General features: G+C 66.1%; 22 protein-coding genes. 10 read left to right on the top strand and 12 right to left on the bottom strand.

Annotation, left to right across the window (positions count from 1 at the left end):
• The first annotated feature begins 156 nt into the window (after window positions 1-156).
• From ACFSCW_RS11735 to ACFSCW_RS11725, 3 genes are read left to right on the top strand one after another with little or no spacing between them, the layout of a single operon-like run.
• A complete protein-coding gene (locus ACFSCW_RS11735; RefSeq protein ID WP_380889388.1) occupies window positions 157-519 on the top strand; it encodes a hypothetical protein in 363 nt (120 codons plus the stop codon).
• On the top strand, window positions 516-800 hold the full coding sequence (locus ACFSCW_RS11730) for a DUF5985 family protein (RefSeq protein ID WP_380889387.1): 285 nt from the start codon (window positions 516-518) through the stop codon (window positions 798-800). The genes ACFSCW_RS11735 and ACFSCW_RS11730 overlap by 4 nt, the downstream gene beginning before the upstream one ends.
• Window positions 797-1,072: a DUF5985 family protein gene (locus ACFSCW_RS11725; RefSeq protein WP_380889385.1), complete on the top strand. Its 276-nt coding sequence runs from the start codon at window positions 797-799 to the stop codon at window positions 1,070-1,072. Before ACFSCW_RS11730 ends, ACFSCW_RS11725 begins: the two co-directional genes overlap by 4 nt.
• Here the strand turns inward: ACFSCW_RS11725 and ACFSCW_RS11720 are convergent.
• Both ACFSCW_RS11720 and ACFSCW_RS11715 read right to left on the bottom strand, forming a co-directional pair.
• Entirely contained in the window at window positions 1,069-3,114 is a 2,046-nt protein-coding gene (locus ACFSCW_RS11720; protein ID WP_380889383.1) for a response regulator, read from the bottom strand. The two genes, ACFSCW_RS11725 and ACFSCW_RS11720, sit on opposite strands and share 4 nt — an antisense overlap.
• A 27-nt stretch (window positions 3,115-3,141) precedes the next feature.
• Complete coding sequence (locus ACFSCW_RS11715; protein ID WP_380889381.1) at window positions 3,142-8,868, bottom strand: HAMP domain-containing protein; 5,727 nt, start codon at window positions 8,866-8,868, stop codon at window positions 3,142-3,144.
• 221 nt (window positions 8,869-9,089) lie between these two features.
• On the opposite strand from ACFSCW_RS11715, the gene ACFSCW_RS11710 reads away from it, so the two are divergent.
• Window positions 9,090-9,257: a hypothetical protein gene (locus tag ACFSCW_RS11710; protein ID WP_380889380.1), complete on the top strand. Its 168-nt coding sequence runs from the start codon at window positions 9,090-9,092 to the stop codon at window positions 9,255-9,257.
• A 15-nt stretch (window positions 9,258-9,272) separates the two neighbouring features.
• On the opposite strand, the gene ACFSCW_RS11705 is transcribed toward ACFSCW_RS11710, so the two are convergent.
• Entirely contained in the window at window positions 9,273-9,845 is a 573-nt protein-coding gene (locus ACFSCW_RS11705; RefSeq protein ID WP_380889378.1) for a PadR family transcriptional regulator, read from the bottom strand.
• A gap of 104 nt (window positions 9,846-9,949) precedes the next feature.
• On the opposite strand from ACFSCW_RS11705, the gene ACFSCW_RS11700 reads away from it, so the two are divergent.
• The 6 genes from ACFSCW_RS11700 (at window position 9,950) to pepN (ending at window position 18,032) form a co-directional block, all read left to right on the top strand.
• Window positions 9,950-11,245, top strand: coding sequence for a replication-associated recombination protein A (locus ACFSCW_RS11700; protein WP_380889377.1), 1,296 nt, complete (start codon window positions 9,950-9,952; stop codon window positions 11,243-11,245).
• 76 nt (window positions 11,246-11,321) lie between these two features.
• Entirely contained in the window at window positions 11,322-12,638 is a 1,317-nt protein-coding gene (locus tag ACFSCW_RS11695) for a serine hydrolase domain-containing protein (protein ID WP_380889376.1), read from the top strand.
• The gene (locus ACFSCW_RS11690) at window positions 12,635-12,976 is read left to right on the top strand and encodes an MmcQ/YjbR family DNA-binding protein (protein ID WP_380889374.1); all 342 of its coding nucleotides are present in this window, start codon (window positions 12,635-12,637) and stop codon (window positions 12,974-12,976) included. The genes ACFSCW_RS11695 and ACFSCW_RS11690 overlap by 4 nt, the downstream gene beginning before the upstream one ends.
• Before the next feature lie 106 nt (window positions 12,977-13,082).
• The gene (locus tag ACFSCW_RS11685) at window positions 13,083-13,838 is read left to right on the top strand and encodes a hypothetical protein (protein ID WP_380889372.1); all 756 of its coding nucleotides are present in this window, start codon (window positions 13,083-13,085) and stop codon (window positions 13,836-13,838) included.
• 34 nt (window positions 13,839-13,872) lie between these two features.
• Window positions 13,873-15,426 carry an alpha/beta hydrolase gene (locus ACFSCW_RS11680; protein ID WP_380889370.1) on the top strand — a complete coding sequence of 518 codons (1,554 nt, stop codon included), beginning with the start codon at window positions 13,873-13,875 and terminating at the stop codon, window positions 15,424-15,426.
• 23 nt (window positions 15,427-15,449) lie between these two features.
• Entirely contained in the window at window positions 15,450-18,032 is a 2,583-nt protein-coding gene (gene pepN / locus ACFSCW_RS11675; RefSeq protein WP_380889369.1) for an aminopeptidase N, read from the top strand.
• A gap of 25 nt (window positions 18,033-18,057) precedes the next feature.
• Here pepN and ACFSCW_RS11670 read toward each other — a convergent pair whose 3' ends face one another.
• The 9 genes from ACFSCW_RS11670 to lgt form a co-directional block, all read right to left on the bottom strand.
• On the bottom strand, window positions 18,058-18,636 hold the full coding sequence (locus ACFSCW_RS11670; RefSeq protein WP_380889367.1) for an ABC-type transport auxiliary lipoprotein family protein: 579 nt from the start codon (window positions 18,634-18,636) through the stop codon (window positions 18,058-18,060).
• A gap of 8 nt (window positions 18,637-18,644) precedes the next feature.
• Window positions 18,645-19,586 carry an MlaD family protein gene (locus ACFSCW_RS11665; protein ID WP_380889365.1) on the bottom strand — a complete coding sequence of 314 codons (942 nt, stop codon included), beginning with the start codon at window positions 19,584-19,586 and terminating at the stop codon, window positions 18,645-18,647.
• Window positions 19,586-20,389 carry an ABC transporter ATP-binding protein gene (locus tag ACFSCW_RS11660; RefSeq protein ID WP_380889364.1) on the bottom strand — a complete coding sequence of 268 codons (804 nt, stop codon included), beginning with the start codon at window positions 20,387-20,389 and terminating at the stop codon, window positions 19,586-19,588. Before ACFSCW_RS11660 ends, ACFSCW_RS11665 begins: the two co-directional genes overlap by 1 nt.
• The gene (locus tag ACFSCW_RS11655; protein ID WP_380889362.1) at window positions 20,386-21,495 is read right to left on the bottom strand and encodes an ABC transporter permease; all 1,110 of its coding nucleotides are present in this window, start codon (window positions 21,493-21,495) and stop codon (window positions 20,386-20,388) included. The genes ACFSCW_RS11660 and ACFSCW_RS11655 overlap by 4 nt, the downstream gene beginning before the upstream one ends.
• A gap of 45 nt (window positions 21,496-21,540) precedes the next feature.
• Entirely contained in the window at window positions 21,541-22,854 is a 1,314-nt protein-coding gene (locus ACFSCW_RS11650) for a cystathionine gamma-synthase family protein (protein WP_380889360.1), read from the bottom strand.
• A gap of 61 nt (window positions 22,855-22,915) precedes the next feature.
• On the bottom strand, window positions 22,916-23,677 hold the full coding sequence (gene pgeF / locus ACFSCW_RS11645) for a peptidoglycan editing factor PgeF (RefSeq protein WP_380889359.1): 762 nt from the start codon (window positions 23,675-23,677) through the stop codon (window positions 22,916-22,918).
• Complete coding sequence (locus tag ACFSCW_RS11640; RefSeq protein WP_380889357.1) at window positions 23,674-24,189, bottom strand: GNAT family N-acetyltransferase; 516 nt, start codon at window positions 24,187-24,189, stop codon at window positions 23,674-23,676. The genes pgeF and ACFSCW_RS11640 overlap by 4 nt, the downstream gene beginning before the upstream one ends.
• Window positions 24,186-25,157 (bottom strand): class I SAM-dependent methyltransferase, encoded by a 972-nt coding sequence (locus ACFSCW_RS11635; protein ID WP_380889355.1) that lies wholly within the window; start codon window positions 25,155-25,157, stop codon window positions 24,186-24,188. The genes ACFSCW_RS11640 and ACFSCW_RS11635 overlap by 4 nt, the downstream gene beginning before the upstream one ends.
• A 71-nt stretch (window positions 25,158-25,228) precedes the next feature.
• Window positions 25,229-26,089, bottom strand: coding sequence for a prolipoprotein diacylglyceryl transferase (gene lgt / locus ACFSCW_RS11630; protein WP_380889353.1), 861 nt, complete (start codon window positions 26,087-26,089; stop codon window positions 25,229-25,231).
• Between the last annotated feature and the right edge of the window lie 6 nt (window positions 26,090-26,095).

Here is a 26,095-nt window from a genome sequence, read left to right as displayed (position 1 = left end):
GGTAAACCCCGGTTTTTCGGCAAAGTTCCGCCTGCGAAACCGACTCAAAACGAGCCGGCCACTTTCCCTAACCTGCGTTAATTTAACGGGATTATGCGATCATACGGGACGCGCGAGTGTTGACGAATCCGCGCCGGCGCTGGCAGTCGAAATATCGTGGATCGATTCATCCGATCGGCCTTCGGCTCCATCTGGTCATTGGAGTTATTGCTCGCGCTGCGGCAGCGGCCGGAGCATCGCTGGACGCGTGCCGAGCTGATCGAGGAGCTGCGGGCGAGCGAGCAGGTTCTGACGCGCAGCACGGCCGATCTGGTCGCGGCCGACCTGGCGTCGGTGGATGAAGAAGGGCGCACCCGCTACGCGCCGGCCTCGCCTGCTTTGGACGAGTCGGTGCGGGAAGTGGTCGCGCTTTATGCGGCGCGGCCGGCAACGGTTCGCCGATTGATCGTGGGCGGCAAGTCGGACTCGATCGCGAGCTTCGCGGACGCGTTTCGCTTTCGAAGGAAACCGGGGGAATGAGCGCACCGAACGAGTGGTTTCCGACGGCAGTCTATCTGCTGTGTTTCGTCACCAGCGCGACCTGCGCATGGCTGCTGATGCGCAGCTATCTGCGCGTGCGCGGAAACCTGCTGTTCTGGAGCGCGCTCTGCTTCGGGCTGCTGGCGCTCAACAACCTGATCGTGATCCTGGACCTGCTGGTCTTCGCCGATATCGACCTTGGCCTTTACCGGCTGTTGGCCTCGCTCTCGGCGATCGGCGTCTTGCTGTTCGGCTTCATCTGGCGAGGGGACGAGGCGTGACCAACGAGCTCAACGCGTTCCTGAGCGGCGCGATCACGCTCGGTTTCTTCGTTGCCGGGCTGTTCTTCGCGCGCTTCTGGCGGCGCACCGGCGACGGACTGTTCGCCGCCTTCGCCGCCGCGTTCGCGCTGCTGGGACTGAACCAGGGCCTGCTCACGCTGTCCGCGATTCCGGTCGAGGAGCGCAGCCCGCTCTACCTGATCCGGCTGGCCGCGTTCCTGATCATCATCATCGCGATCGTGCGCAAGAACGCGCGGGGATCAGCCGACTAGCGCGCCGGCTCGACGCATTGCCCGATCGCGGCACGAAGCTGCTCGATCGTGAACGGCTTGACGAGCACCCGCACATCCTCGGGGCGGTTGCCGATCGAATCCGGGTCGGCATAGCCGGTAATCAGCAGCCCCGGCAGGCCGGGCGCATGCTCGCGGGCCTTGCGCAGCAGTTCCGAGCCCGAGATCGTGGGCATCGCATAATCGGTGATAAGCAGATCCCAGTCGCGCTCGCCGGACTTCAGCCGGCGCACCACGGTGTTGCCGTCGCGCGCGGCGCTGACCTCGTGTCCAAGCTCGGACAGCATCGCGGCGGTCATCGCCCGCACGCCTTCGTGATCGTCGACCAGCAGGACCTTCAGCGGGCGGCTCGTCTGCTGGGCCGTCGCATCGCGCGCCGCCAAGGGAAGGACGGCGGTTTCGCCCGGCGCGCGCGGCAACCAGATGGTGACCACCGTTCCGCGCCCGACCTCGCTCTCGATCACGACGGCGCCGCCGGACTGGCGCGCAAAGCCGTAGACCATCGACAGCCCGAGGCCCGTGCCCTTGCCGACCGGCTTGGTGGTGAAGAACGGCTCCATCACCTGTTCGAGCATTGCGGGCGCGATGCCTTCGCCGGTGTCGGTGACCGACAATGCCACATAGTCGCCGGGCGCCAGCGACAGCGCAGCGGCGTCCTTCGCCTGGCGATTGGCGGCCGAGATGGTGATCGTGCCGCCCTCGGGCATGGCGTCGCGCGCATTGATGACGAGGTTCATCAGCGCGAGCTCGAGCTGGGTTTCGTCGGCAAAGGCGTTCCAGCCCTTGTCCATGCCGTCCCAGCGGATCTCGACCAGTCCGCCGAGCGTGTGCGCGAGCAGATCGTTCAGCCGCGCCGACAGGTCCTTGAGGCCGATCGCCGCCGGCTGCAGCTTTTGCCGGCGCGCGAAGGCGAGCAGGCGACGGACCAGCTCCGTGCCCTGTTCGGCCGCATGGCGCGTCATGCCGAGGATCTTCTTCTGCTCGTCGGCGAGCTCCAGCCGCCGCTCGATCAGGCCGATGCCGCCAAGCACGGCCGCCAGCAGGTTATTGAAATCGTGCGCGATGCCGCCGGTGAGCTTGCCGATCGCATCCATCTTGTGCGCCTGAAGCAATTGCTGCTCCAGCGCCTTCCGCTCGGTCACGTCGAGCAGCGTGCCGGCGAACTCGCCCGGGCCGCCGTCCTCGCTCGGCAGCAGCACCGCCTGGTCGAGGAAGTGCCGGTATTCGCCGTTGCTCGCCTGCCAGCGATATTCGATCGAGAAGCCGCCCGTCTCCCGCCGCGTGGCGAGGGCCGCGAGCACGCCTTCCTTGTCGTCCGGGTGCAGCCGTTCTTCCCAGATCGCGGGCTTCTCGGCCACCTGCTCGATCGAGTAGCCCGTGATGGCTGCAAGGTCGCCGCTGATGAAGTCCGGCCAGCGGGGGCTGCGGTCGAGCGGCTCCAGATAAAGCACGATCGGCAGCGAATTGATGATCGCCGCCTGCCGCTGCTCGGCGATCCGCAGTTCCTGTTCGGCCCGGATAAGCTCGGCGGTGGTCTTGAGGTTCGCTTCGAGCAATTCCTCCTGCTCCAGCGCCTTGCGCTGGATCTCGCGCCGCATCCGGTAGAGATCGACGAACACCGCGACCTTGGAACGCAGCACGACCGGCTCGACCGGCTTGAACACATAGTCGACCGCGCCCATCGAATAGCCGCGGATCAGGTGCTCGTTCTCCTTGTTGACCGCCGACAGGAAGACGATGGGGATGCGCTTCGACTGTTCGCGGCCGCGGACGATCTGCGCGACTTCGTAACCGTCCATGCCGGGCATGTAGACGTCGAGCAGGATGACCGCGAACTCGTCCTTCAACACATGGCGCAGCGCTTCTTCGCCCGACCGCGCCTCGACGATGTCGGCAACGTCTTCCAGCACCGTCCGGATCGCAAGCAGGTTGCGCTCGTCATCGTCGACGACGAGCACCCGCGCGCGGTCCGGATCGGTCGGCACCGGACGCAAGCGCGGCTGATCGGCGGGGGACAAGTCCATCACAATGGCCTGCTGGGTCGCCAAGGCTTACTCGGCCGCGGACCGGGTGATCGGCTCGGCGATCAGGCCCGACCGGCCGCGCGCACGGTCGATCCACACGCGCAGCAGCGCCAGCAGCAGGTCGATGTCCACCGGCTTCGCGATATAGTCCGATGCACCGGCATCGAGGCACTTCTGCCTGTCGCCCTTCATCGCCTTCGCGGTGACCGCGACCAGCGGCAGATCGGCCAAGGCCGCACGCTCGCGGATCTGCTGCATCGTCTCGTACCCGTCCATTTCCGGCATCATGATGTCGATCAACGCGATATCGATGCCCGGAGTTTCCTCCAGGATACGAATGCCGTCGCGGCCGCGTTCGGCATGCAGCACCTCGGCGCCGAAGCTTTCCAGCACGCTGGTCAGCGAGAAGATGTTCCGGATGTCGTCGTCGACGATCAGGATCTTCGTATCGGCGAGCTCCGGCGCTGCGCGGCGCGGTGCCGGCGCTTCCTTGCCAGACACGTTTCGCTTGCCGCGACGCAATGCCGGGCCGATCGCGCCGGGCAGAGCCTCGAGACTGTGGACGATGGGCACGTCGCGCTTGGCGGCGAGCTTTGCCATCGTGCTGCGCACCGCCGGGCTTTCGTCGCCTCTGCTGACGATCAGCACCGGCGGCCGCAAGTTCGCCAACGCCGTCAGTTCCCGCGCCGCGGCGCCGGACTCGGCGCCGGCAAGGATGACCAAGTCGAACTGGTCGATCTCATGCTGCTCCTGCGCGCGGGCCAGCGTGGAGGCCGTTGCCACCTCGACCAGCGGATCGGCGATCGCATGGCCGATCATCTTGCGGTCGCCAGCGGCGCCGCCGACGATCAGCACGCGCCGCTCGGCACGGTTGATGTGCTCGGCGATCGAGCGGAACACCTCGACCAGATGCTCGCGATCGGCGGGCTTCTCGGTCACGCTGAACGCGCCCATGCGCGATACGTCCTTGGCGTCGGTCGCGCCGGAGATCACGTGGATCGGCAGATGCCGCGTCTGCGGGTCGTGCTTGATCAGGTCGAGCAGCACGAACCCGTCGATGTCGGACAGGCCGAGATCGAGCGTGATCGCATCCGGCTGGAGCTTGCGCGCCAGCGCAAGGGTGCCGGCGCCCGCGGTCGACACCACGCCCTTCAGCCCCGCCTCGCGCGCGAGATCGAGCAGGATCGACGCGAAAGTCACGTCGTCCTCCACGATCAGCACGAACGGATCGGTGCCGAGATTCTCGCGATCGTCGACCACTTCGGTGGTGACCGGAAGCGCCGTCGGGACGGCCGCGCCGCTGTTCTCGTAGCGGGCCGGCGTGCCTTCGGCGGTGCTGGCGATCGAACCGGATTCGATCGGCACGAACAGCGTGAAGGTCGAGCCTTCGCCCGGCTTCGACTGGACCTGCAGCTCGCCGCCCAGCAGCCGCGCGATTTCGCGGCTGATCGAGAGGCCGAGGCCGGTGCCGCCGTACTTGCGGCTGGTGGTGCCGTCGGCCTGCTGGAACGCCTCGAAGATCAGCTTCTGCTTGTCCTCCGGGATGCCGATGCCGGTGTCCGTCACCGCGATCGCGATCGCCCGCTCGGCATGGCGCAGCACCGGATGGTTGGTGCTCCAGCCCTGCGTCGCCGGCTTGACCGAGAGGGTCACGCCGCCATGCGCGGTGAACTTGAAGGCGTTGGAGAGCAGGTTGAGCACGACCTGCTGCAACCGCTTCTCGTCGGTGCGGATGGCGGGCGGCAGGCTCGGGTCGAACTCGACGTCGAAGCGCAGGCCCTTGTCGGTCGCGAGCTGACGGAACGTGCGCTCCATATGCTGCTTCATCGTCGACATCGGCATGTCGCCGACCTCGATCGACACCGTGCCCGACTCGATCTTCGACAAGTCGAGAATGTCGTTGATGAGGCTCAGAAGGTCGGAGCCCGCCGAGTTGATCGTACGCGCGAACTCGGTCTGCTTCTCGTTGAGGTTGCCCTGCGGGTTGTCGGCCAGCAGCTTCGACAGGATCAGCAGCGAGTTGAGCGGCGTGCGCAGCTCGTGGCTCATGTTGGCAAGGAATTCGGACTTGTACTTGGAGGTGAGGGCGAGCTGCTCGGCCTTCTCCTCGACGGCGCGGCGCGCCATCTCGATCTCGATATTCTTCGCTTCGACCTGCTTCTTCTCGTTTTCGAGAAGCTGGGCCTTTTCCTGCAGCTCCTCGTTGGTGGCGTGCAGCTCTTCCTGCTTGGTGGTGAGCTCGGTCTGACGCGCCTGCAGCTCCTGTGTGAGAAGCTGCGACTGCTTGAGCAGGCCCTCGGTGCGCATCGTCGCCGCAATCGTGTTGAGCACGATGCCGACCGATTCCATCAGCTGGTCGAGGAAGCTCTGGTGGGTCTCGTTGAACTCGCCGAACGAGGCGAGCTCGATCACCGCCTTCACATCGTCTTCGAACAGCGCCGGCAAAACCGCTACGGTGGACGGCTTGGCGTGACCGAGGCCGGAGCCGATCCGGATGAAATCGGGCGGCACGTCCTTCAGCACGATCGGCCGCTTGTCGGCAGCCGCCTGGCCGATCAGCCCTTCGCGCAGGCCGAATTTCTCTTTTAGCTCGGAATGGCTTTCGGCGCCATAGCTGGCGGCAAGCTCCAGATGGGTCTGCTCGTCGTCGCGCTGCGTGACGTAGAACACGCCGTATTGCGCGTTCACCAGCGGCGCGAGCTCCGACATGATCAGGTTCGAAACCGTGGTCAGGTCGCGCTCGCCCTGCAGCATGCGGCTGAACCGGGCGAGGTTGGTCTTGAGCCAATCCTGCTCCGCATTCTTCAAGGTCTGTTCCTTGAGGTTGCGGATCATCTCGTTGATCGTGTCCTTCAGCGCGGCCATTTCGCCCGACGCTTCGACGGCGATCGAGCGCGTCAGGTCGCCCTTGGTCACGGCGGTCGCCACGTCGGCGATCGAGCGCACCTGGTTGGTCAGGTTGGCGGCGAGCTGGTTCACGTTGTCGGTCAAGTCGCGCCACAGGCCGGCGGCGCCCGGCACGCGGGCCTGACCGCCGAGGCGGCCTTCGATGCCCACCTCGCGGGCCATGTTGGTCACCTGGTCGCCGAAGGTCGACAGCGTCTCGATCATGAAGTTGATCGTCTCGGCGAGCGCGGCGATCTCGCCCTTCGCGTCGAGCGTCAGCTTGCGGCGGAGATTGCCCTGGGCCACCGCGGTCACGACGTCGGCGATGCCGCGCACCTGGTTGGTCAGGTTGTTCGCCATCAGGTTGACGTTGTCGGTCAGGTCCTTCCAGGTGCCGCCGACGCCCGGCACGTTGGCCTGGCCGCCGAGCTTACCGTCGGTGCCGACCTCGCGGGCCACGCGGGTCACTTCGGAGGCGAAGGCGTTGAGCTGGTCCACCATGACGTTGATGGTGTTCTTCAGCTCAAGGATTTCGCCCTTCACGTCCACGGTGATCTTCTTGGAAAGGTCGCCCCTTGCCACCGCGGTCGTCACGTCGGCGATGTTGCGGACCTGGCCGGTCAGATTGTCGGCCATCAAGTTCACGTTGTCGGTCAAATCCTTCCAGGTGCCGGCGACGCCGCGCACCTGCGCCTGACCGCCCAGCTTGCCCTCGGTGCCGACCTCGCGGGCCACGCGCGTCACTTCCGATGCAAAGGAGTTCAACTGGTCCACCATCGTGTTGATGGTGTTTTTGAGCTCGAGGATTTCGCCCTTCACGTCGACGGTGATCTTCTTGGACAGATCGCCCAAGGCCACCGCGGTCGTCACTTCGGCGATGTTGCGCACCTGGCCGGTCAGGTTCGCGGCCATCGCGTTCACATTGTCGGTCAAGTCCTTCCAGGTGCCGCCGACGCCTTCCACCTGCGCCTGACCGCCGAGCTTGCCTTCCGAGCCCACTTCGCGGGCGACGCGGGTAACCTCTGACGCGAAGGAGTTGAGCTGGTCCACCATGACGTTGATGGTGTTCTTCAGCTCCAGGATTTCGCCCTTCACGTCGACGGTGATCTTCTTCGACAAGTCGCCGCGGGCCACGGCGGTGGTCACTTCGGCGATGTTGCGGACCTGGCCGGTCAGGTTGCCGGCCATTAGGTTCACGTTGTCGGTCAAGTCCTTCCAGGTGCCGGCCACGCCTTCCACCTGCGCCTGACCGCCCAATTTGCCTTCCGAGCCCACTTCGCGCGCCACGCGCGTCACTTCGGAGGCGAAGCCGTTGAGCTGGTCCACCATGACGTTGATGGTGTCTTTCAGCGCGAGGATTTCGCCGCGCACTTCCACCGTAATCTTCTTCGACAAGTCACCGCGCGCCACGGCGGTGGTCACTTCGGCGATGTTGCGGACCTGGCCGGTCAGGTTCGCGGCCATCAGGTTGACGTTGTCGGTCAGGTCCTTCCAGGTGCCCGCGACGCCCGGCACCTGCGCCTGGCCGCCGAGCTTGCCTTCGGTGCCGACTTCGCGCGCGACGCGCGTCACTTCCGAAGCGAAGCCGTTCAGCTGGTCCACCATGACGTTGATGGTGTTTTTCAGCTCCAGGATTTCGCCCTTCACGTCGACGGTGATCTTCTTGGACAGATCGCCCAAGGCCACGGCGGTGGTCACTTCGGCGATGTTGCGGACCTGGCCGGTCAGGTTGTCGGCCATCAGGTTCACGTTGTCCGTGAGATCCTTCCAGGTGCCGCCGACGCCCGGCACCTGCGCCTGACCGCCGAGCTTGCCTTCCGTGCCGACCTCGCGGGCCACGCGCGTCACTTCCGAAGCGAACGAGTTGAGCTGGTCCACCATCGTATTGATGGTGTCCTTCAGCTCAAGGATTTCGCCCTTCACGTCGACGGTGATCTTCTTGGACAAGTCGCCAGAGGCCACCGCGGTGGTCACTTCGGCGATGTTGCGGACCTGGCCGGTCAGGTTGTCGGCCATCAGGTTGACGTTGTCGGTCAAGTCCTTCCAGGTGCCGCCGACGCCTTCCACGCGGGCCTGACCGCCCAGCTTGCCTTCGGTGCCGACTTCGCGGGCAACGCGGGTCACTTCCGAGGCGAACGAGTTGAGCTGGTCCACCATGGTGTTGATGGTGTTTTTCAGCTCGAGGATTTCGCCCTTCACGTCGACGGTGATCTTCTTGGACAAGTCGCCCGAGGCCACCGCGGTCGTCACTTCGGCGATGTTGCGGACCTGACCCGTCAGGTTGGTCGCCATCGCGTTGACGTTGTCGGTCAGGTCCTTCCAGGTGCCGGCGACGCCGCGCACCTGCGCCTGGCCGCCCAGCTTGCCCTCGGTGCCGACTTCGCGCGCCACGCGCGTCACTTCGGACGCGAACGAGGCGAGCTGCTCCACCATCGTGTTCACGACCTTGCCGATGCGCAGGAATTCGCCGCGCAGCGGGCGCCCGTCGATCTCGACCGCCATCGCCTGCGACAGGTCGCCCTTCGCAACGGCGCCGATGACGCGGCTGACCTCGGCAGTCGGCTGCACCATGTCCTCGATCAGGTCGTTGACCGATCGGATCGACGATTCCCAATCGCCGGTCGCGTTCTTCAGCCGCCCGCGCTGGGTGATCTTGCCTTCCTTGCCGACCACCAGCGACAGCCGCTCGAACTCGTGCGCCATGTCCTGGTTGAGCGCGACGACCTCGTTGAACAAGGTCGCGATCTCGCTGTCGAACTCGGGATCGTCTTCAGGGAGACGAACGGAGAAGTCGCCGCGGCGCAGGCTGCGAAGCGCGCTGACGAGCTGGCGACGATCCGTGAAATCGCGCGTAGAATGAATATTCAAGGACGGCTCCCAAAATGTCCCCCCGCCCTGAAACGCTTATCGTCACGGCCCCCCGGCCGTGCGTCTTGATAGCACGGCCATATGGGCGCGCCAGTCAGAATTATAATGAACGGTTCCCAAAATTGGTCTTTCGGTTCCGCCACTTCGTCGCATATCGTTGGAACCCGTTAGAGCATACCCGGGTTTACCGGGAGCGGGATTGATCCGGATCAGGTTTTTGAATGACGTTGGACAATGACGGCCACGGCGCGGTTGAGCGGGGCCAGCAGCAGCTCAAGAACAATATCGCGGAAAGCAATCGCCTGATCGACGAAGCACAGCAGCGCGTGGACAGCTCTCGCGCGATCACCGGCGACGGCGGGAATTACGGGCAGGGCGAGTCGGACTGACCCGCCCTCTCGATTTTACAGCCGCTCAATCTTGCGCGCCGCTTCGTCGATGATCGCGGCGACGTCGTGCAGCGTGTCGCTGGTCACGTCGTCGCGCGACAGCCGGTGCTGAAGCACGCTGAACAGGTTCGCGGTCGCGCGGCGGATCGGCGCGCGATCGACGCGAGAGCGTTCCTCGCCCATCGCCTCCAGGCGCTCGAACAGCGCGGAGACTTCCTCCTCGCGCTCGGCGAGGTAGGTGCGCCCGGCGTCCGTCGCCGCATATTGCTTGCGCGATCCTTCCGAGACCGCCTCGATATGGCCCATCTCGTCGAGGAGGGTGAGGGTCGGATAGACGATCCCGGCGCTGGGTGCATAGACGCCGTGAGTGCGCTCCTCGATATCGCGGATCAGGTCGTAGCCGTGGCGCGGCTGGTCGGCGATCAGCTTCAGCAGGATCAGCTTCAGCTCGTCCCCGTCGAACATGCGCCGGCGCCGCCCACGGCCTTCGCCGTGCCCGCCATGCATTTCCCAGCGCACCTCGAACGGTCCGCGCCGCCACCCGCCATGCCGCGGCCCGCAGCCGCGTCCGCCATAAGCAAAAAACATTTCGACTCACTCTCTCTGTATCTAGACGCGGTCAAGATATATCGTGAAAGGATTGATAGCAAGGCCTCGCACAGGACCGCACCTTGCCCTTATATTTCCACGAGATGGACAACCTGTTCGCGCCCGATCCCGCCGAAACGGCCCCCCTCGCCGACCGCCTCCGCCCTGCACTGCTCGGGGATGTCGTGGGGCAGGAGCATCTGACCGGGCCGGAAGGCGCGATCGGGCGAATGGTCGCGGCGGGGCGGCTATCGTCGATGATCCTCTGGGGTCCGCCGGGCACCGGCAAGACGACGATCGCGCGGCTGCTCGCCGACGCGGTCGGCCTGCGGTTCGAGGCGATTTCGGCCGTGTTCTCCGGCGTCGCGGACCTCAAGAAGGTCTTCGCAGCCGCGCGCGAGCATGCCGCCGTTGGCCAGCGGACGCTGTTGTTCGTGGACGAAATCCATCGCTTCAACCGCGCCCAGCAGGACGGCTTCCTGCCCTATGTCGAAGATGGCACCGTCACCCTTGTCGGCGCCACCACGGAGAACCCCAGCTTCGAGCTGAACGCCGCGCTCCTCTCCCGCGCGCAGGTGCTGATCCTGCATCGGCTGGACGCCAAGGCGCTGTGTACGCTGCTCGACCGCGCTGAGGCCGTCGAAGGCCGGCCCTTGCCGCTGACGCCCGATGCGCGGGACGCCCTGGTCGCGAGCGCCGACGGCGACGGGCGTTTCCTGCTCAATCAGGCGGAGACGCTCTTCTCGGTCGAGCTGCCGGAACCGCTCGATCCCGCCGGGCTGTCGGCGCTGCTGCACCGGCGCGTGGCGGTGTACGACAAGGACCGGGAGGGGCATTACAACCTCATCTCCGCGCTCCACAAAAGCATCCGCGGCTCGGACCCGCAGGCCGCGCTCTACTATCTCGCGCGGATGCTGGTGGCGGGGGAGGAGCCGCTCTACGTGCTCCGCCGCCTGACGCGCGCCGCCGTCGAGGACATCGGGCTCGCCGATCCGCAGGCGCTGGTGCAATGCCTCGCCGCCAAGGACTGCTACGATTTCCTCGGCTCGCCGGAAGGCGAACTCGCGATCGTGCAGGCCTGCCTCTACCTCGCGACGGCGCCCAAATCGAACGCGACTTACAAAGCGCAGAAGGGGGCGTGGCGCAGCGCGAAGGAGACCGGCTCGCTGATGCCGCCGATGAACATCGTCAATGCGCCGACGCGGCTGATGAAGCAGCTCGGCTATGGCAAGGGATATGCCTACGACCATGATACCGACGAGGGCTTTTCGGGCGACAATTACTGGCCGGAGGGCATGGCGCCGCAAGCCTATTACGAACCCACCGACCGCGGCTTCGAAAAGCGCATCGCCGAACGGCTCGCCTATTGGGAGGAGCTGCGGCGTGGGAAGAACGGGTAAGCCGCTCCCCGGCGAAGGCCGGGGTCCAACCAGCTTACGAGCATGGGCCCCGGCCTTCGCCGGGGCACTGTTGTGCTTGGCGACGCCGGCGCAAGCCGCCGAACCCACGACCTACCAGCGCGCGCTCGCCGCCGGATACAAGGCCGGCGTCCTCTGCTCCGCGATCTTCAAAGCCGGCCGCACTCAGGCGCAGGTCGAGGCGCTGGAGCTGACCGGCATCTATCCGGAATACGACAAGATTGTGCCGACGTTGCCTGCGACGGTCGATGCGAAGGTGCGGGCAGTGAGCGTCAGCTTCGACGCCAAGCTCCCGCCCCGCCGGGCGGAATGGCATGCCGGTACTGGCTGCACGACCATGGCGATCGCCTCCGTGCCCGCGCCGTTCTACGCAGTGCCGACATCCCCGCCAACGGGGCCGGCGCGTGCTTGGCCGACGGGAGACCTCGGCATCGCATCCAAACTGGGTGCTGCCGCCGCTCCCGTCGCGGGGGCGTTCGGCGACACCTATGGCAAGGGCACGCGCACTGTGGGCGTCGTGGTCGTGCGGAACGGCAAGATCGTTGCCGAGCGCTATGCCGAAGGCTTCGGGCCAGAGGTTTCCAATCGCACCTGGTCCGCCGCGAAAAGCATTTCGGGCACGTTGATCGGCATCGCGGTCAAGCAGGGACTGCTCGACCCGGCGAAGCCGGCGCGTGTTCCGGAATGGGGGCCGGCGCTCTCAGACCCGCGCTTCGGCATCACGCTCGACAATCTGCTTCGGATGGCAAGCGGATTGCATAGCGATACGGCCGGCAATCGCACCGACGAGATCTATACCGGCACGACGACGGTCACGCAGGATGCGACGCATTGGCCGCTGGAGGCGATGCCCGGCACGCGCTTTCGCTATGCCAACAATGATATCCTGCTTGCCGTCCGTTCGCTGCGCGCCGCGCTGAATGACGACGCCCGTTATCACGCCTTTCCGCGCGCCGAGCTGTTCGACAAGATCAGCATGACCCACACTGTCGCGGAGACCGACTGGGCGGGCAATTTCATCCTTTCCTCCCAGGTCTGGTCGACCGCGCGCGATCTCGCCCGACTTGGCCTGCTTTGGCTGAACGACGGCGTGTGGAACGGTGAGCGCATCCTGCCGGAAGGCTGGGTGAAATACATGACCACGCCGTCCGGTCCGCAGCCCGAGAAAGGCGAGGGCTATGGCGCGACGCTTTGGCTGTTCGGGCCGAAGCAGGGGCTGCCCGAAGGCAGCTACGCGGCGCAGGGCAATCGCGGCCAGTACATCATGGTGATCCCGTCGAAGCGGCTCGTCATCGTAAGACGCGGGGAGGACCCGGCGGGCGCGCCGTTCGACATCGCCAAATTCTCGGCCGACGTGGCGGCGGCGTTGAAGTGAGGGATTGGGACGAAGTCGTCGCCTTTGCGCTGGCGCTGCGGGATACCGAGCTGTCGACCAGCTATGGCAAGCCGGCGGTCAAGGTGAACGGCAAGGCCTTCGTCTATCCGGGACGGGAAGTTGGCAGCTTCGCGATTGCGTCGCCGCTTCCCGAAAAGGAGCTGCTGATGGAGACGGACCCGGACACGTTCTGGGAGACCGACCATTATCGCGGCTGGCCGGCAGTGCTCGTCCGCTTCGGCAGCGCCGATCGCGAACGGATCGAGGCGGTCATCACGCGCGCCTGGTGGGACCGGCTGAAGAAGCCGCAGCGGGAGGCGTTCGGCGATCGCCCCTGACCGGTTCACGCGTTTCGCGGCGATCGATTGGTCGGGCGCGGCCGGCGCGCGACAGAAGGGGATCGCCCTCGCGACATGCCCGGCCGGGCAGGATGCGCCTGAGCTGGTGCGGCCGGGACATATCTGGTCGCGGCAGGAAGTGCTCGACTGGATGCTGGCGCTGGACGGTGACTGGCTGGTCGGGCTCGACCTTTCGCCGTCGCTCGCATTCGCCGATCGGGGCGCTTACTTCCCCGGCTGGGAGCGCAGCCCGGCCGACGTGCGCGGGCTCTGGGCGCTGGTCGAAGAAATCGCAGGCGACGAGCCGCACCTCGGCGCCAACCGTTTCGTCGACCACCCGGAAGCGAGCCGGCATTTCCGCCGACATGGTGGCAGGCAAGGCGATTGCTTCCCGCCCGGTGCGGGACGCTTTCGCGTCGTCGAGGATGAGAGCCGGGAGCAGCGGCTGTGCAATCCGTACAGCAACTTCAACCTGGTCGGAGCGGCGCAGGTGGGGAAGTCGAGCCTGACGGGCATGCGACTGTTCCACCGGATCGACCGCAAGCTGCCGATCTGGCCCTATGATCCGATTCTGGAACGCGGGCCGGTGGTCGTCGAAATCTATACCAGCATCGCCGCCACCGCCGCCGGCCTGCCGCGCGGCCGCACCAAGATCCGCGACCCCGAAACGCTGGATCGCGCGCTCGCAGCGCTCGGGAGCCATGCGCATGCGCCGCTGACCCGCTACGACGATCACGCGACCGACGCGATGCTCGCCGCCGCCTGGCTCCGCGCGGTCGCGCACGATCCGGACTATTGGTCTCCGAGCAAGCTCACGCCGGCGCTGGCCGGCACGGAAGGCTGGACATTCGGCGTGCGTTAGGTGACGGCAGTTCGGCAATTGGGGGAGAGGCGCGATGATCACGCGACACTTCGTCCAGGTCGGCAATCGACGCGTGCATTACCGGCGGACAGGCTCCGGCCCGCCGCTGCTGATGGCGCATCAGAGCCCGCGTTCCAGCGCCGAGTTCGAGCCGCTGATGACGCGCTGGTCATCGCATTTCACCTGCATCGCGCCGGACACGCCGGGCTTTGGCCAATCCGACCCGCTCGAAAATCCCGCACCCGAGATCGAGGATTTCGCGGACGCCGTGGCCGAACTGCTCGACGCGCTCGGGCTATCGCAAGTCGGCGCTTATGGCCTCTATTCCGGTGCGACCATCCTGATCGCCGCCGCGAGGCGCCATCCGGAGCGGTTCAGTGCGGTCGCTGCAAACGGCTATGCGGCGTTTCGGCCGGAGGAGCGCGCGATCTTCGGCGAGCGCTACACCTCGCCGTTCAAGCCGACCGACTATGGCGAGCACCTTACCTGGGCGTGGAACCGGATGCTGGAGCAGAATTGGTTCTTTCCCTGGTACGACGCACGCGACCAGGCCCGGCTTCCTTCAACCAACGACGATCCGGTCGCGCTCCACCATGCCGTGATGGACCTGCTGGCCAGCGGCGACGCCTATCGGCTGGGTTATGGCGCGGTGCTGCGAGCCCAGCATCAGGCGCCGGGGCCGGACGAGCCGACGCCGCCGGTGTTGCTTACCGCTGCGGAGTCAGACCCGTTCCACAAGCATCTGGGCCGGCTGCGCGGGCTGCCGGCGAACTGGCGGGTGCAGGATGGCACGATCGACGATGCGACCATCGCCCTTTGCCTTCAGCATCTGAAGGCGCATCCGGCGCCGTCCTTCGCATCGCTGCCCGAAGCGGCGGACGAAGGATTTGTCCTCGTCGAGGCTGGCGGGTTCAAAAACCTGATCCATTGGAAAGGCGACCGCGAAAGCGACACGCTGGCATTGCATGCGCCGGGCCGATCCCTTGCCGTTGCGACGGGCGGCGGGGAACTGGCGATCGACTTGCCGGGTCATGGTCTGTCCGGCGATTGGCGAAGTTCGGTGAAGCCGAGCTTGGCCGACTGGGTGGCGGTGATCGCCGCGGCTGTGGAGGCGCTGGGGGCGAAACCGGCGGTCGTGACTGGCGATAGCTGGTCGGCTTTGCTTGCGATCGATGTCGCAAAACGGCTGGGGGCGGGACGAGTGGAAGCCCGGCGCGGCTGGCTGCCTGTGCCGGAAGCCGCCCCCAAGTGGGCCGAGCAGGTGATGTTCGACGCACGGCCGGATCGGTTCGGGCAATATCTGGTGGCGGCCTGGTCCGCCATTCGCGCATGGCATTTCTTTTGGCCCTGGTTCGAAGCGAGCGCGGCGAATGCGATTCCGTTCGATCCGGCCGATGTGACGCCCGACAGGCTGCGCATCGAGCATCTGGCGATCATGCGTGCCCGCAAGGGGCGGCAGTTGCTGACGGTGCTGGCGCAGGCTGACCGCGACGCGCTGTTCCGCGGCGCGGGCGTTGAGATCGACTGGCCGCTTCCCGCATGGGCACGGAAGCGCACCGATGTTTGGAAGCCGCCTTCCACTCGTTGAGCCTGAGGGGTAGGGACCTTTGCATGGCAGACGTGCAGACCACCGCCGCGGCCGCGCCGCAAGTCATTCACCGCGAGGATTATCGGGCGCCCGACTGGCGCGTGCCGGAAGTCGCGCTCGATTTCGATCTTGGGCCGGCGCGAACGGTGGTGAAGGCGCGACTGGAGGTGGAGCGCGCCGGGCCTGGCCCGCTGCTGCTCGACCATGGCGGGCAAGAGATCGTTTCCGTGCAGGTCGACGGCGCGCCGTTCGACGCGCGCAACGAAGGCAAGCGGCTGACCCTCGACCTTCCGGGCGACGCGCATGTGATCGAGACCGAGTGCGTGCTTGCGCCGGAGACGAACACCGAGCTGATGGGGCTCTATGCCTCGGGCGGGATGCTCTGCACGCAGTGCGAGGCGGAAGGGTTTCGCCGCATCACGCCGTTCCCCGACCGCCCCGACGTGCTCAGCCGCTATTCGGTGAAGATGACTGCCGACAAGGCGCGTTTCCCGGTGCTGCTTGCGAATGGCGATCGAGTCGGCGGCGGCGATCTGGAGGGCGGCCGGCATTGGGCCGAATGGCGCGACCCGTTCTTCAAGCCCTGCTATCTGTTCGCGCTGGTTGCGGGCGATCTGAAGGCCAATCGCGACAGCTTCACGACTGCGTCGGGCCGCAAGGTGGAGCTCGGCATATGGGTGCGCGAGGCCGATCTGCCGCGCACCAACCACGCGATGCAGGCTCTCAAGGGCTCGATGGCCTGGGACGAGCGCGTCTATGGTCGCGAATATGATCTCGACGTGTTCAACATCGTCGCCGTTGCCGATTTCAACTTCGGCGCGATGGAGAACAAGGGCCTCAACATATTCAACTCGCGCTACATCCTGGCCGATCCGGAAACGGCGACGGACGCCGATTACGACGCGATCGCGGCCGTTGTGGCGCACGAATATTTCCACAACTGGTCCGGCAACCGCGTGACGTGCCGCGACTGGTTCCAGCTTTCGTTGAAAGAAGGCTTCACGGTCTTTCGCGATCAACAATTCTCGGCCGATCACGGCTCGCCGGCGGTGGAGCGCATCAATCAGGTGCGCAACCTCCGCGCGGCACAATTCCAGGAAGATGCCGGCCCGCTCGCCCATCCGGTGCGGCCCGATTCCTATATGGAGATCAGCAATTTCTACACGGCGACGGTCTATAACAAGGGCGCCGAGCTGATCCGGATGATGGCGACGATGCTGGGGCCGGACCGGTTCCGGCGCGGCAGCGACCTCTATTTCGAACGCCATGACGGGCAGGCCGTCACTTGCGACGATTTCGTCAAGGCGATGGAGGACGGCGGCGGTATCGATCTGTCGCTGTTCCGCCGCTGGTACAGCCAGGCCGGCACGCCCAAGGTGAAAGCGACCGTGCGGCAGGACGGCAGCGACGCGGTCGTGTCGCTCGAACAGTCGGTGCCGCCGACGCCCGGCCAGCCCGAGAAGAAGCCGATGCCGATCCCGCTGCGAATGGCGCTATTCGACACCGCCACCGGCGCACCGATCGGCGAGGAGCGGCTGGTCGTGCTGGAAGACGCGGCCGCCGATATGCGGTTCGAAGGGGTCGGCGAGCGGCCGGTGCTATCGGTCAATCGCGGCTTTTCGGCGCCGATCATTGTCGAAAGCGATCGCAGCGCGGCCGAGCTGGCGCTGCTCTCGGCGCATGATAACGACCCGTTCGCGCGCTACGAGGCGCTGCAGCAGCTCATGCTGGACACGCTGATCGCAGGCGTCGAGGGCGGCTCTGCCGATTTCGCGCCCGTGGTCGATGCCGTGCGGCTGACGCTGGAGAACGGCGCGCTCGACAAGGCGTTTGTCGCCGAAGCGGTCTTGCCCCCATCGGAGGCATTTGTCGGCGACCGGATGAGCGTCGTCGATCCCGAAGCCATTCACCGCGTGCGCGAGGCATTGCGCGCGGAACTCGGGCGCACGCTCGAACGGCAGTGGCGCGCGGCCTATCTGGGTTCCGCCTCCAACCGCTTCGAGCTGACGCCCGAGGCCAAGGGCGCGCGGCGGCTGCGCTCCATTGCGCTCGGCTTTCTGATGGCTGGTGGTGCCGCCGATGCGCCGGCCCTGGCGTTCGAGCAATTTCAAGGCGCGACCAACATGACCGACCGGCAGGGCGCGCTGACGGTGCTGGTGAGCAGCAATGCGCCGCAGCGCGAGGACGCGCTCGCCGCCTTCTACGACCGCTTCAAGGGCGATGCGCTGGTGCTGGACAAGTGGTTCACCACGCAGGCGCTCTCGAGCCGCGCAGATGTGCTGGAGCAGGTGCTGGCGCTCGCTGCGCATCCGGATTTCACGCTGACCAATCCCAATCGGGCGCGATCGCTCGTGGGAGCGTTTTCCGCCAACCAGCGCGGATTCCATAGCGGTGACGGCGGCGGCTATCGTTTCCTTGCCGACAACATTCTCGCGCTGGATGCGATCAATCCGCAGACCGCGGCGAAATTCGTGGCTCCGCTCGGCCGCTGGCGCCGGTTCGGCGAAGCGCGCGGCGCGCTGATCCGCGCGGAACTGGAGCGGATCGTCGCCAAGCCCGGGTTGTCGAAGGACGTGTTCGAGCAGGCCAGCAAGAGTTTGGCGTAACACCCTCTCCCGTCGGGAGAGGGTGTTACTTCACCCAGTCGGCGACTTCGGTGGCGACCTGGTTCGCCGCCTGGTTCAGAGCCGCCCCAACCGGCTCGGCCTTGATTTCGGAAATGGGGACTTTCGCTTCGAACCGCTTGGTGCGGACATCGGTGCCGCGCGCGACGGCTGCGTCGAAAGTCACGACTGCCGTGTTGCTGGGCGCGTCGATACCGAAGCGGAGCAACTGACCCGTGACGCGTGCGCCGGGATCGATCGCGAACTGGCGTCCGGACAAAACCGGACGGCCTGTCCGCGCTTCGATCACTTCACCGAGCAGCCGCGCGAACAGCTTGTTCGGCGTCTCGGTCCACTGCGCGTCCTTCACATAGGCGACGGACGTCGGGCCGGACTGGACGGGCACGCGGTTGGTGTTGAGGTCTGCCGGGAGCGTCGGCCACAGCACCGTAATCGCTTCGCCGGGCGCGACGTTGTTCGCGGTTCCCGGCGGCACACTCTGCGCTGCGGTGAGCGTCAAAAGCTGCGCCGGCGGCTTCGCCCCGAAGCTGATGCAGCCCGACAGGGCGAGGGCGGCAAGGACCACCAACGGGGAAGCTTTGGTCATTGCATTCCTCATTTCGGCTTATAGTCCGGAAGCTTGCGGCTGCCGACGAGCGAGCCGGCGCCGCCATTGTTGAGCCGTTCGGCAACACCGCTCAGCGCTTCCGACATGTCGCGCAGATCGCGGACGAGCAGCCCTACTTCGGGCAGAGTCTGCTTCGAGAAGGCCTGTACGCCCGGACGGGCATCGGCGAGCACGGCGTCGAGATTGTCCATCGAGCTCCGCGCCCGGGCAACCGTCTGGCGCAGGTCGGCCAGGAGCGGCCGGCCCTGCTCGTCGAGCAGCTGGTTGGTCGTGCCTGCGAGCTTGCCGATCTGGTCGGCAGCGTTGCCGGCCTGCTTGATCGCGACCCGCGTCTCGGCGAGCGTCGCCGCGATCTCCGGTCCGCGGTCCGCCAGGTCGCCGCTCAGCCGGTCGACATTGTGAAGGATGCTCTGGATCGAGGCCTGGTTCTTGTCGGACAGCAGCAGCGTCAGCCGCTCCGTCAGCGTCGACAATCGCTCGAGCAATTGCGGCGCGCTGTTGAGGAGCGCGCCAAGCCCGCCGGCCTTGGTGGGAATGACGGGCGCGCCCGCCGGGCCGATCTCCGTGATCGGCGGCGCGCCCTTCTGCGCGCCCTCCAGCAACAGGGTCGAGACGCCGGTGAAGCTGCCCTGGATCGTCGCCGTGGTGCCGACCAGCACCGGCACGTCCTCGCCGATCGAGATGCGGACCCGGACGAAGTTCGGATCGTCCTTCCAGATCTTGATGTCCTGCACCTGTCCCACCGGCACGCCGCGATAGCTGACGCTCGATCCCTTCGCCAAACCCTCGACCGATTGCTTGAAGAAGATGTCGTACACCTTCTGGTTGGTGTCCGACACGCGGGCCAGCCAAACGGTGAACACTGCCGCTGCGACCAGCAGGATCAGCACCACCGATCCGACCAGGATATGGTTCGAACGGGTCTCCATCAGCGCGTCACCTCAGCTTCTTTCCGGCGTTCTTCGGTGACCGCTGCCAGCCGGCCGCGCGGTCCTTTGAAATATTCCTGAATCCACGGATGGTCCAATGCCAATAGTTCCGGGATCGTTCCAACCGCGATCACTTTCTTGTCGGCGAGCACCGCCACCCGGTCGCAGATTGCATAGAGCGTGTCGAGATCGTGGGTGATGAGGAAGACGGTGAGGCCGAGCGTATCGCGCAGGCTCTTGGTCAGCTCGTCGAAGTGCGCGGCGCCGATCGGATCCAGGCCGGCGGTTGGTTCGTCGAGGAACAGAAGCTCGGGATCCAGCGCCAGCGCCCGCGCGATCCCGGCGCGCTTGCGCATGCCGCCCGAGAGTTCGGCGGGGTATTTCGGCCCGGCGTCCGCCGGCAACCCGGTCATCACCACCTTGAAGGCGGAAATCTCGTCGAGCAGTTGCTGATCCAGACCGGGATAGAATTCGCGGAGAGGGACCTGCACATTCTCGGCAACGGTCAGCGTCGAGAACAGGGCGCCGCCCTGAAACAGTATGCCCCAGCGCTTGCGGATTTCGACGGTCTCGGCGTCGTCGCGGCCGATGATCGGCTCGCCGAACACTTCGATCTCGCCTTCGTCCGGCACCTGCAGGCCGATGATCGAGCGCATCAGCACCGACTTGCCGGTGCCCGAGCCGCCGACCACGCCGAGGATTTCGCCGCGGCACACTTCGAGGTCCAGGCCTTCATGCACGACCTGATCGCCGAAGCTGTTCTTCAGTCCGCGGACCGTGATGACCGGATCGCAGTCACTCATATCCAGCCGATCCGTTCGAAAAAGACTGCAAAGAAAGCGTCGAGCACGATGACGAGGAAGATCGCCTGCACCACGGCTGCCGTGGTGCGGGTGCCGACCTGCTCCGCATCGCCTTCGACCAGCATACCCTGGAAGCAGCCGGTCAGCGCGATGATCATGCCGAACACGGGAGCCTTCACCAGCCCGACATACAGATCGGTCAGCGGCACCACTTCGCGCAGACGGGTGACGAAGGAAACGGGCGGAATGTCGAGGAAAATCCAGCAGTAGATGCCGCCGCCGATGATCGAGATCAGCGAGGCGTAGAAGCCAAGCAGCGGCATCATCACGACGGCCGCGAGCACGCGCGGCAGCACCAGCGCTTCGATCGGCGACACACCGATCGTGCGCATGGCGTCGATTTCCTCGGTCAGCTTCATCGTGCCGAGTTGCGCGGCGAACGCTGAGCCGGAACGCCCCGCCACCATGATTGCCGTCATCAACACGCCGAGTTCGCGTAAAGTGATGCGTCCGATCAGGTTGACGGTCAGGAACTCGGCGCCGAATTGCTGGAGCTGCACCGCGCCCTGCTGCGCGATGACTAGGCCGATCAGGAAGCTCATCAACCCGATGATGCCGAGCGCCGAGACGCCGACCACTTCGAAGCGCTGGATGACCGCGTTCCAGCGGAACCGGCGCGGGTTGGCGATCACCGTTACCGCGGCCACGATCATGCCGCCGAAAAAGCCGAGCAGGCCCAGCAGCGTCTTGCCGGCCTGGCTGACCGCCGCGCCCACTTCTTCGACCACGCGGTAGAAGGAGGGCACTGGCTCCGGCCGCATTCGCACCGGCTGGTCGGCGCGGTCGACTTCGTCGATAAGCCGCTGCGCATCCGGCTTGGCGCCTTCGATCCGCGCCTCGTGGTCGCGTGCGAAGCGGCGGACGATCCACGCGCCGATGGTATCGATCCGGTCGGCGCTGCTCAGATCGATCTTGTCGACGCGGCCCGAAACGGCGTTCAGCCGGTCGGCGAGATCGCGCACCTGGGCGAGCGTCAGCGCGCCGGAAAAGCGGACGATGCGCCCGCCGGCGTCATTCTCCTCAGTGAAATCGGCAGGCGCATCCATTTCGTTACCAGTGCGAGATAATCCCGCGCCGGGCAAGACGTTCCCTCAAACGGCGGCGAGTGCCTGTTCGAAATCGGCGATCAGGTCGTCCGGATCCTCGACGCCGATCGAGATGCGCACCAGATTGTCGGTGATGCCGAGCGCCTGCTTGCGCGCCTCGGGCACCGACAAATGAGTCATGCCCGCAGGGTGCGAGGCCAGCGTCTCGGTGCCGCCCAGGCTCACCGCCAGCTTGGCGATCTTCAGCGCGTCGAGGAAGCGGAACGCCTCCGGCTCGCCGCCCTTCAGGAACAGCGAGAAGGTCGAGCCCGCGCCGGTGCAGTGGCGCTGATAGATGTCGGCCTGACGGTCGTCCTTCAGGAAACCGAGATAGCCGACATGCTCGACCTTGGGATGGTCGCGCAGAAAGGCGCAGACCTTCGCCGCGTTCTCGCCCGCGCGCGTCATCCGCAACTCCAGCGTTTCCAGCGAGCGGAGCAGCATCCAGGCCGTGTTGGGATCGGTGATCGTACCGATCGTGTTGCGCATCAGTCGAATCGGATCGATCAATGCCTTCCGTCCAAGCACGCCGCCCGCGACGAGATCGCTATGCCCGCCCGCATATTTGGTCAGCGAATAGACGACCAGATCGGCGCCGTGCTGCAGCGGCTTGTGCCACAGCGGCCCGAGGAACGTGTTGTCGATCGCGATCGGCGGGGCGTCGGGGCCCTTGCCGAAAATCTTGTCGCGGCTGGCGGCGACCGCTTGCACGTCGACCAGCGCGTTGGTCGGGTTGGCCGGGCTTTCGAGATAGATCAGCGCGACGCGGCCGGAGGCTGCCTTCTGCATGACCTGGTCGATTTCCTCGCGCGTGGCGCCAGCGGGGAAGTCGAGCCAGTGCACGCCGAAGCGGCCGAGAATGCGCGCGATCAGCGTTTCGGTCGCGGCATAGAGCGGCCCGGAATGCACGATCGTATCGCCCGGCTTCACCATCGACAGGAACAAGGTCGCGATCGCCGACATACCGGAGGAGAAGGAGAGGGCGTCCTCGGCATCCTCCCAGACGCTCAGCCGATCCTCCAGAATTTCCTGGTTCGGCCCATTGAAGCGTGAATAGACGAGGCCTTCGGCACCGCCCGGCCGCTTGCCCGTCACGCCTTCGAAGTGGCGCTTGCCGGCCGCGGCGTTTTCGAAAACGAAGGTTGAGGTCAGGAAGATCGGCGGCTTGAGCGAACCCTCCGACAACATCGGGTCATAGCCGTGCCCCATCATCAGCGTCGCGGGCTTCAGCTTGCGGCCGCCGATCGTATCGACGGTTGCCTTGGGCTTTCGGCGCGGCGTGGCGCCGGTCAGCTCGGCTTCGGTTTCCTTGGTAGGCATTGAGAGGGTTGCTCCGGAGTCTTGTTATGCTCCGTCCTCTAGCGCCTGAACCGCGCCGCCGTCACCCCGCCAGACCGATCAGACTGATCTGCCGTCCATAGTCCGGCTCGCCGCGGTGGGTCGCGCGGCGGAAGCTGTAGAAGCGATCCTCGTCGGCATAGGTGTCGAGGCCCATCGCATCGACCTGCGTCAGACCTGCGGCCGCCAGCCGGTGCGCGACATAGGCTTCCAGATCGAACCGGTGATGGCCCGGGCGGCCCGCTGTGAAGAAGCGCTCGTTCGACGGATCGGCGTCTTCGAACCGCCGCGCGAACGCGTCGTCCACTTCGTAGGAAGCGCGGGCGATGCTCGGCCCGATCGCGGCGGCGATCCGCTCGCGCCGCGCGCCCAGCCGCTCCATCGCGGCGATCGTCGAGTCGGTGACGCCGGCGAGCGCGCCTTTCCAGCCGGCATGGGCGGCCGCTACCACACCCGCTTCGGCATCGGCGAACAGCACCGGCGCGCAATCGGCGGTCAGGATGCCGAGTAGCAGGCCGGGCCGATCGGTCACGATCGCGTCGGCCTTGGGCCGGTCCGTCTCGCCCCAGCGGTTGGCGACGACGCAGTCAGCGCCGTGCACCTGATAGACAGTGACAAGCGCCGCGCCCGGCAGCACCGCATCACCCGCCAGTCTCCGGTTCTCGGCAACCGCGGTTCGGTCGTCGTCGGAACCCAGACCCACGTTCAGCCCGGCGTGCACTCCAGACGACACTCCGCCGCGTCGGCCGAGAAAACCGTGCTCGACCCCGCCGAGCAGGCTGGAGCGGATGACCTCGACCGTCACAGCGGCAGCCGCATGATCAGGTCGCGGTCGATCTGTTCGCCCATTGCGAAGGCATAATCGCCGACGTGCACGAAGCCGATCTTCTCGTAGAAGCGCTGCGCCCGCGGATTGTGCTCCCAAACCGTCAGCAGCAGTTCGTCGGCGCCTTCCGCGCGGGCGGTTTCGATCGTCCAGTCCATCAGCGTATTGGCGACCCCTGCGCCGCGATGCCCGGCGGCGACGTAAAGCTGGCTCAATTGCCGTGCCTTCGGCCCGAACGTCCCTTCGGGCAGCCAGGGCTGCGACAGCTTGGCATAGCCGATGATTGCACCATTCGCCGTGGCGAGCCGGAACCGGTGCGCCGGGTCCGACAAATGCCGGATCAGGTCGCCCTTGGGGCCGTAAGCCTTGGCGAGATACAGCCCGATGTCTTCGGCCGATCCGCTATGGCCGAAAATTTCGAGCCAGACCTCGCGCGCCATTGCGTCGAGGTCAGGGCCGTCCTCGGGCCGGGCATCGCGATACTCGATCATGCAAACCCCGCCGGTTCCGGCCACGCTCGGCCGGTGAGCGCCAAGGCCTTGAACAAGGTGCCCATCTGGTCGGGCGCGGTCAGGCGCGCAACCGCGATGCCGATTTCTTCCCGCCGATGCGGTGCGGCCTGCGACAGCCGCCCGGCTCGAGTGCGGACGCCGAGCGCCTCAAGCAATGCGCCTTGTCCCACCGGCCCGGAGGCTTCGGCCCCTTCCGCGCGCGCCGCTTCGGCAAGCGTGGAAAAATCGACATGGGCGGTCAGGTCCCGCTCGCCGGGTTCCTCGAACGGATTGGCATAGGCGTGGCCGCGCACCGCCTGCAGCGTGTCGCCGATCGCCGGGCCTTCATAGCCATAGTCGACGATCAGCGCCGCGCCGCCCTGCGTCGCCAGCCGGTGCCCAAGCTGACGTGCGATCGCGACGGAGGCGGGCGAGGTCTCGATGATGCTGCCAGCCGGCGCGCCGCGTAGATGATCGGGTAAGATGTCGTCCAGCCGGCCGCCGCTGGCGACCGGGACGAACAAAGGCTGAGACCAGCCGACATGCCGCTCGCGCCAGCCCTGCGCGGTATTGACGAGCTGGCGGACGGGAAGGGCATCGAAGAATTCGTTGGCGACGATCAGCAGCGGCGCATCGTCCGGCAGGCTCGTCACATCGTCGTGGAAGGTGGCGCCCGCAACCCGCTCACGCTGGCGTTCGCGCAACGTCGGGCTGGTCTCGACGAAATGCACGGGCGGCGTCAGCCCGGCGCTTTTCATCGCCCGCAACGCATCGGCGGCGAGCGTGCCGCGGCCCGGTCCGAGCTCGACATAATGCGCCACAGGCTTCCCCGCGCGCGTCCACAGATCGGCCAGCCACAGGCCGATCAATTCGCCGAACATCTGGCTGATCTCGGGCGCCGTGGTGAAATCGCCGTCCGCGCCCAGCGGATCGCGCGTCGCGTAGTAGTGCCGGTTCGCCGCCGCCATGAAATGCGCGACCGGGATCGGGCCGCCGGCAATGATCGCAGCGGTAATGGCTTCGGTGCAGGTAAGCGTCGTTATGCCACGCTCTCCGTACCGACCACCGGCTCCACGCGTGTCCGGCGGCCCTTGGCGGTGACGATCAGGTACAAGCCGAGCAGGATCAGCGGCACGCTCAAGGTCTGGCCCATTGTGAGGCCCCAGGAGAGATGCTCCAGGCCGGCGTCCGGGTTGCGGACCTTTTCGAGCCCGAAGCGGATCAGACCATAGACCAGCGCGAAGGTGCCGACGAGCTTGCCCGGCTGGTAGCGCGCATCGGTCTTCCAGAACAGGAACCAGAGGATCAGGAACAGCAGCACGCCTTCGCCGGCCGCTTCGTAGAGCTGGCTCGGGTGGCGCGGGACGTCGCCGCCCGACGGGAAGACGATGGCCCAGGGCACCGTCGTCGGCCGGCCCCACAGCTCGCCGTTCACGAAATTGGCGAGGCGCCCGAAGAACAGCCCGAACGGCACGCAGCAGGCGACGTAATCGTGCACGCGCAGCCAGTTCAGGCCGTTCTTCCGCACGACATAGGTGAGCCCCAGCACGACGCCGATCAGGCCGCCGTGGAACGACATGCCGCCTTCCCACAGCTTCAATATCTCGACCGGGTGCAGCAACATGTCGGGCTTGTAGAACAGCACATAGCCAAGCCGGCCGCCGAGAATGATGCCTAGCGTCACGTAGAACACCAGATCCTCGGCATGGCGCTTGGCCATCGGCGCGCCGGGCTGCTGAAGGAGCTTCGTCAGATACCACCAGCCGGTGAAGATGCCGGCGATATAGGCGAGCGAATACCATTTGATCTGGAAGAAGCCGAGATCGAGAGCGACCGGGTTCAGGTGGAGCTGCTCGAACCGCAGATAGCCGGCGGCGTCGGCAAGAATGGGCAGGATCAAGGCTTT

The organism is Sphingomonas tabacisoli, assembly GCF_042678385.1.
Taxonomy (GTDB): Bacteria; Pseudomonadota; Alphaproteobacteria; order Sphingomonadales; family Sphingomonadaceae; genus Sphingomonas_B; species Sphingomonas_B tabacisoli.
The sequence above is the reverse complement of the archived record's forward strand: the minus strand, read 5'-3'. Positions and strand labels throughout refer to the sequence as shown.

Coding starts and splice junctions, on each gene's coding strand:
- ACFSCW_RS11665 (WP_380889365.1), bottom strand. CDS start 19,586: ATGGAGACCCGTTCGAACCATATCCTGGTCGGATCGGTGGTGCTGATC.
- ACFSCW_RS11660 (WP_380889364.1), bottom strand. CDS start 20,389: ATGAGTGACTGCGATCCGGTCATCACGGTCCGCGGACTGAAGAACAGC.
- ACFSCW_RS11730 (WP_380889387.1), top strand. CDS start 516: ATGAGCGCACCGAACGAGTGGTTTCCGACGGCAGTCTATCTGCTGTGT.
- ACFSCW_RS11700 (WP_380889377.1), top strand. CDS start 9,950: ATGGACAACCTGTTCGCGCCCGATCCCGCCGAAACGGCCCCCCTCGCC.
- ACFSCW_RS11670 (WP_380889367.1), bottom strand. CDS start 18,636: ATGACCAAAGCTTCCCCGTTGGTGGTCCTTGCCGCCCTCGCCCTGTCG.
- ACFSCW_RS11705 (WP_380889378.1), bottom strand. CDS start 9,845: ATGTTTTTTGCTTATGGCGGACGCGGCTGCGGGCCGCGGCATGGCGGG.
- pepN (WP_380889369.1), top strand. CDS start 15,450: ATGGCAGACGTGCAGACCACCGCCGCGGCCGCGCCGCAAGTCATTCAC.
- ACFSCW_RS11640 (WP_380889357.1), bottom strand. CDS start 24,189: ATGATCGAGTATCGCGATGCCCGGCCCGAGGACGGCCCTGACCTCGAC.
- ACFSCW_RS11635 (WP_380889355.1), bottom strand. CDS start 25,157: ATGGCGGCGGCGAACCGGCACTACTACGCGACGCGCGATCCGCTGGGC.
- ACFSCW_RS11720 (WP_380889383.1), bottom strand. CDS start 3,114: ATGGACTTGTCCCCCGCCGATCAGCCGCGCTTGCGTCCGGTGCCGACC.
- ACFSCW_RS11710 (WP_380889380.1), top strand. CDS start 9,090: ATGACGTTGGACAATGACGGCCACGGCGCGGTTGAGCGGGGCCAGCAG.
- ACFSCW_RS11680 (WP_380889370.1), top strand. CDS start 13,873: ATGATCACGCGACACTTCGTCCAGGTCGGCAATCGACGCGTGCATTAC.
- ACFSCW_RS11655 (WP_380889362.1), bottom strand. CDS start 21,495: ATGGATGCGCCTGCCGATTTCACTGAGGAGAATGACGCCGGCGGGCGC.
- ACFSCW_RS11650 (WP_380889360.1), bottom strand. CDS start 22,854: ATGCCTACCAAGGAAACCGAAGCCGAGCTGACCGGCGCCACGCCGCGC.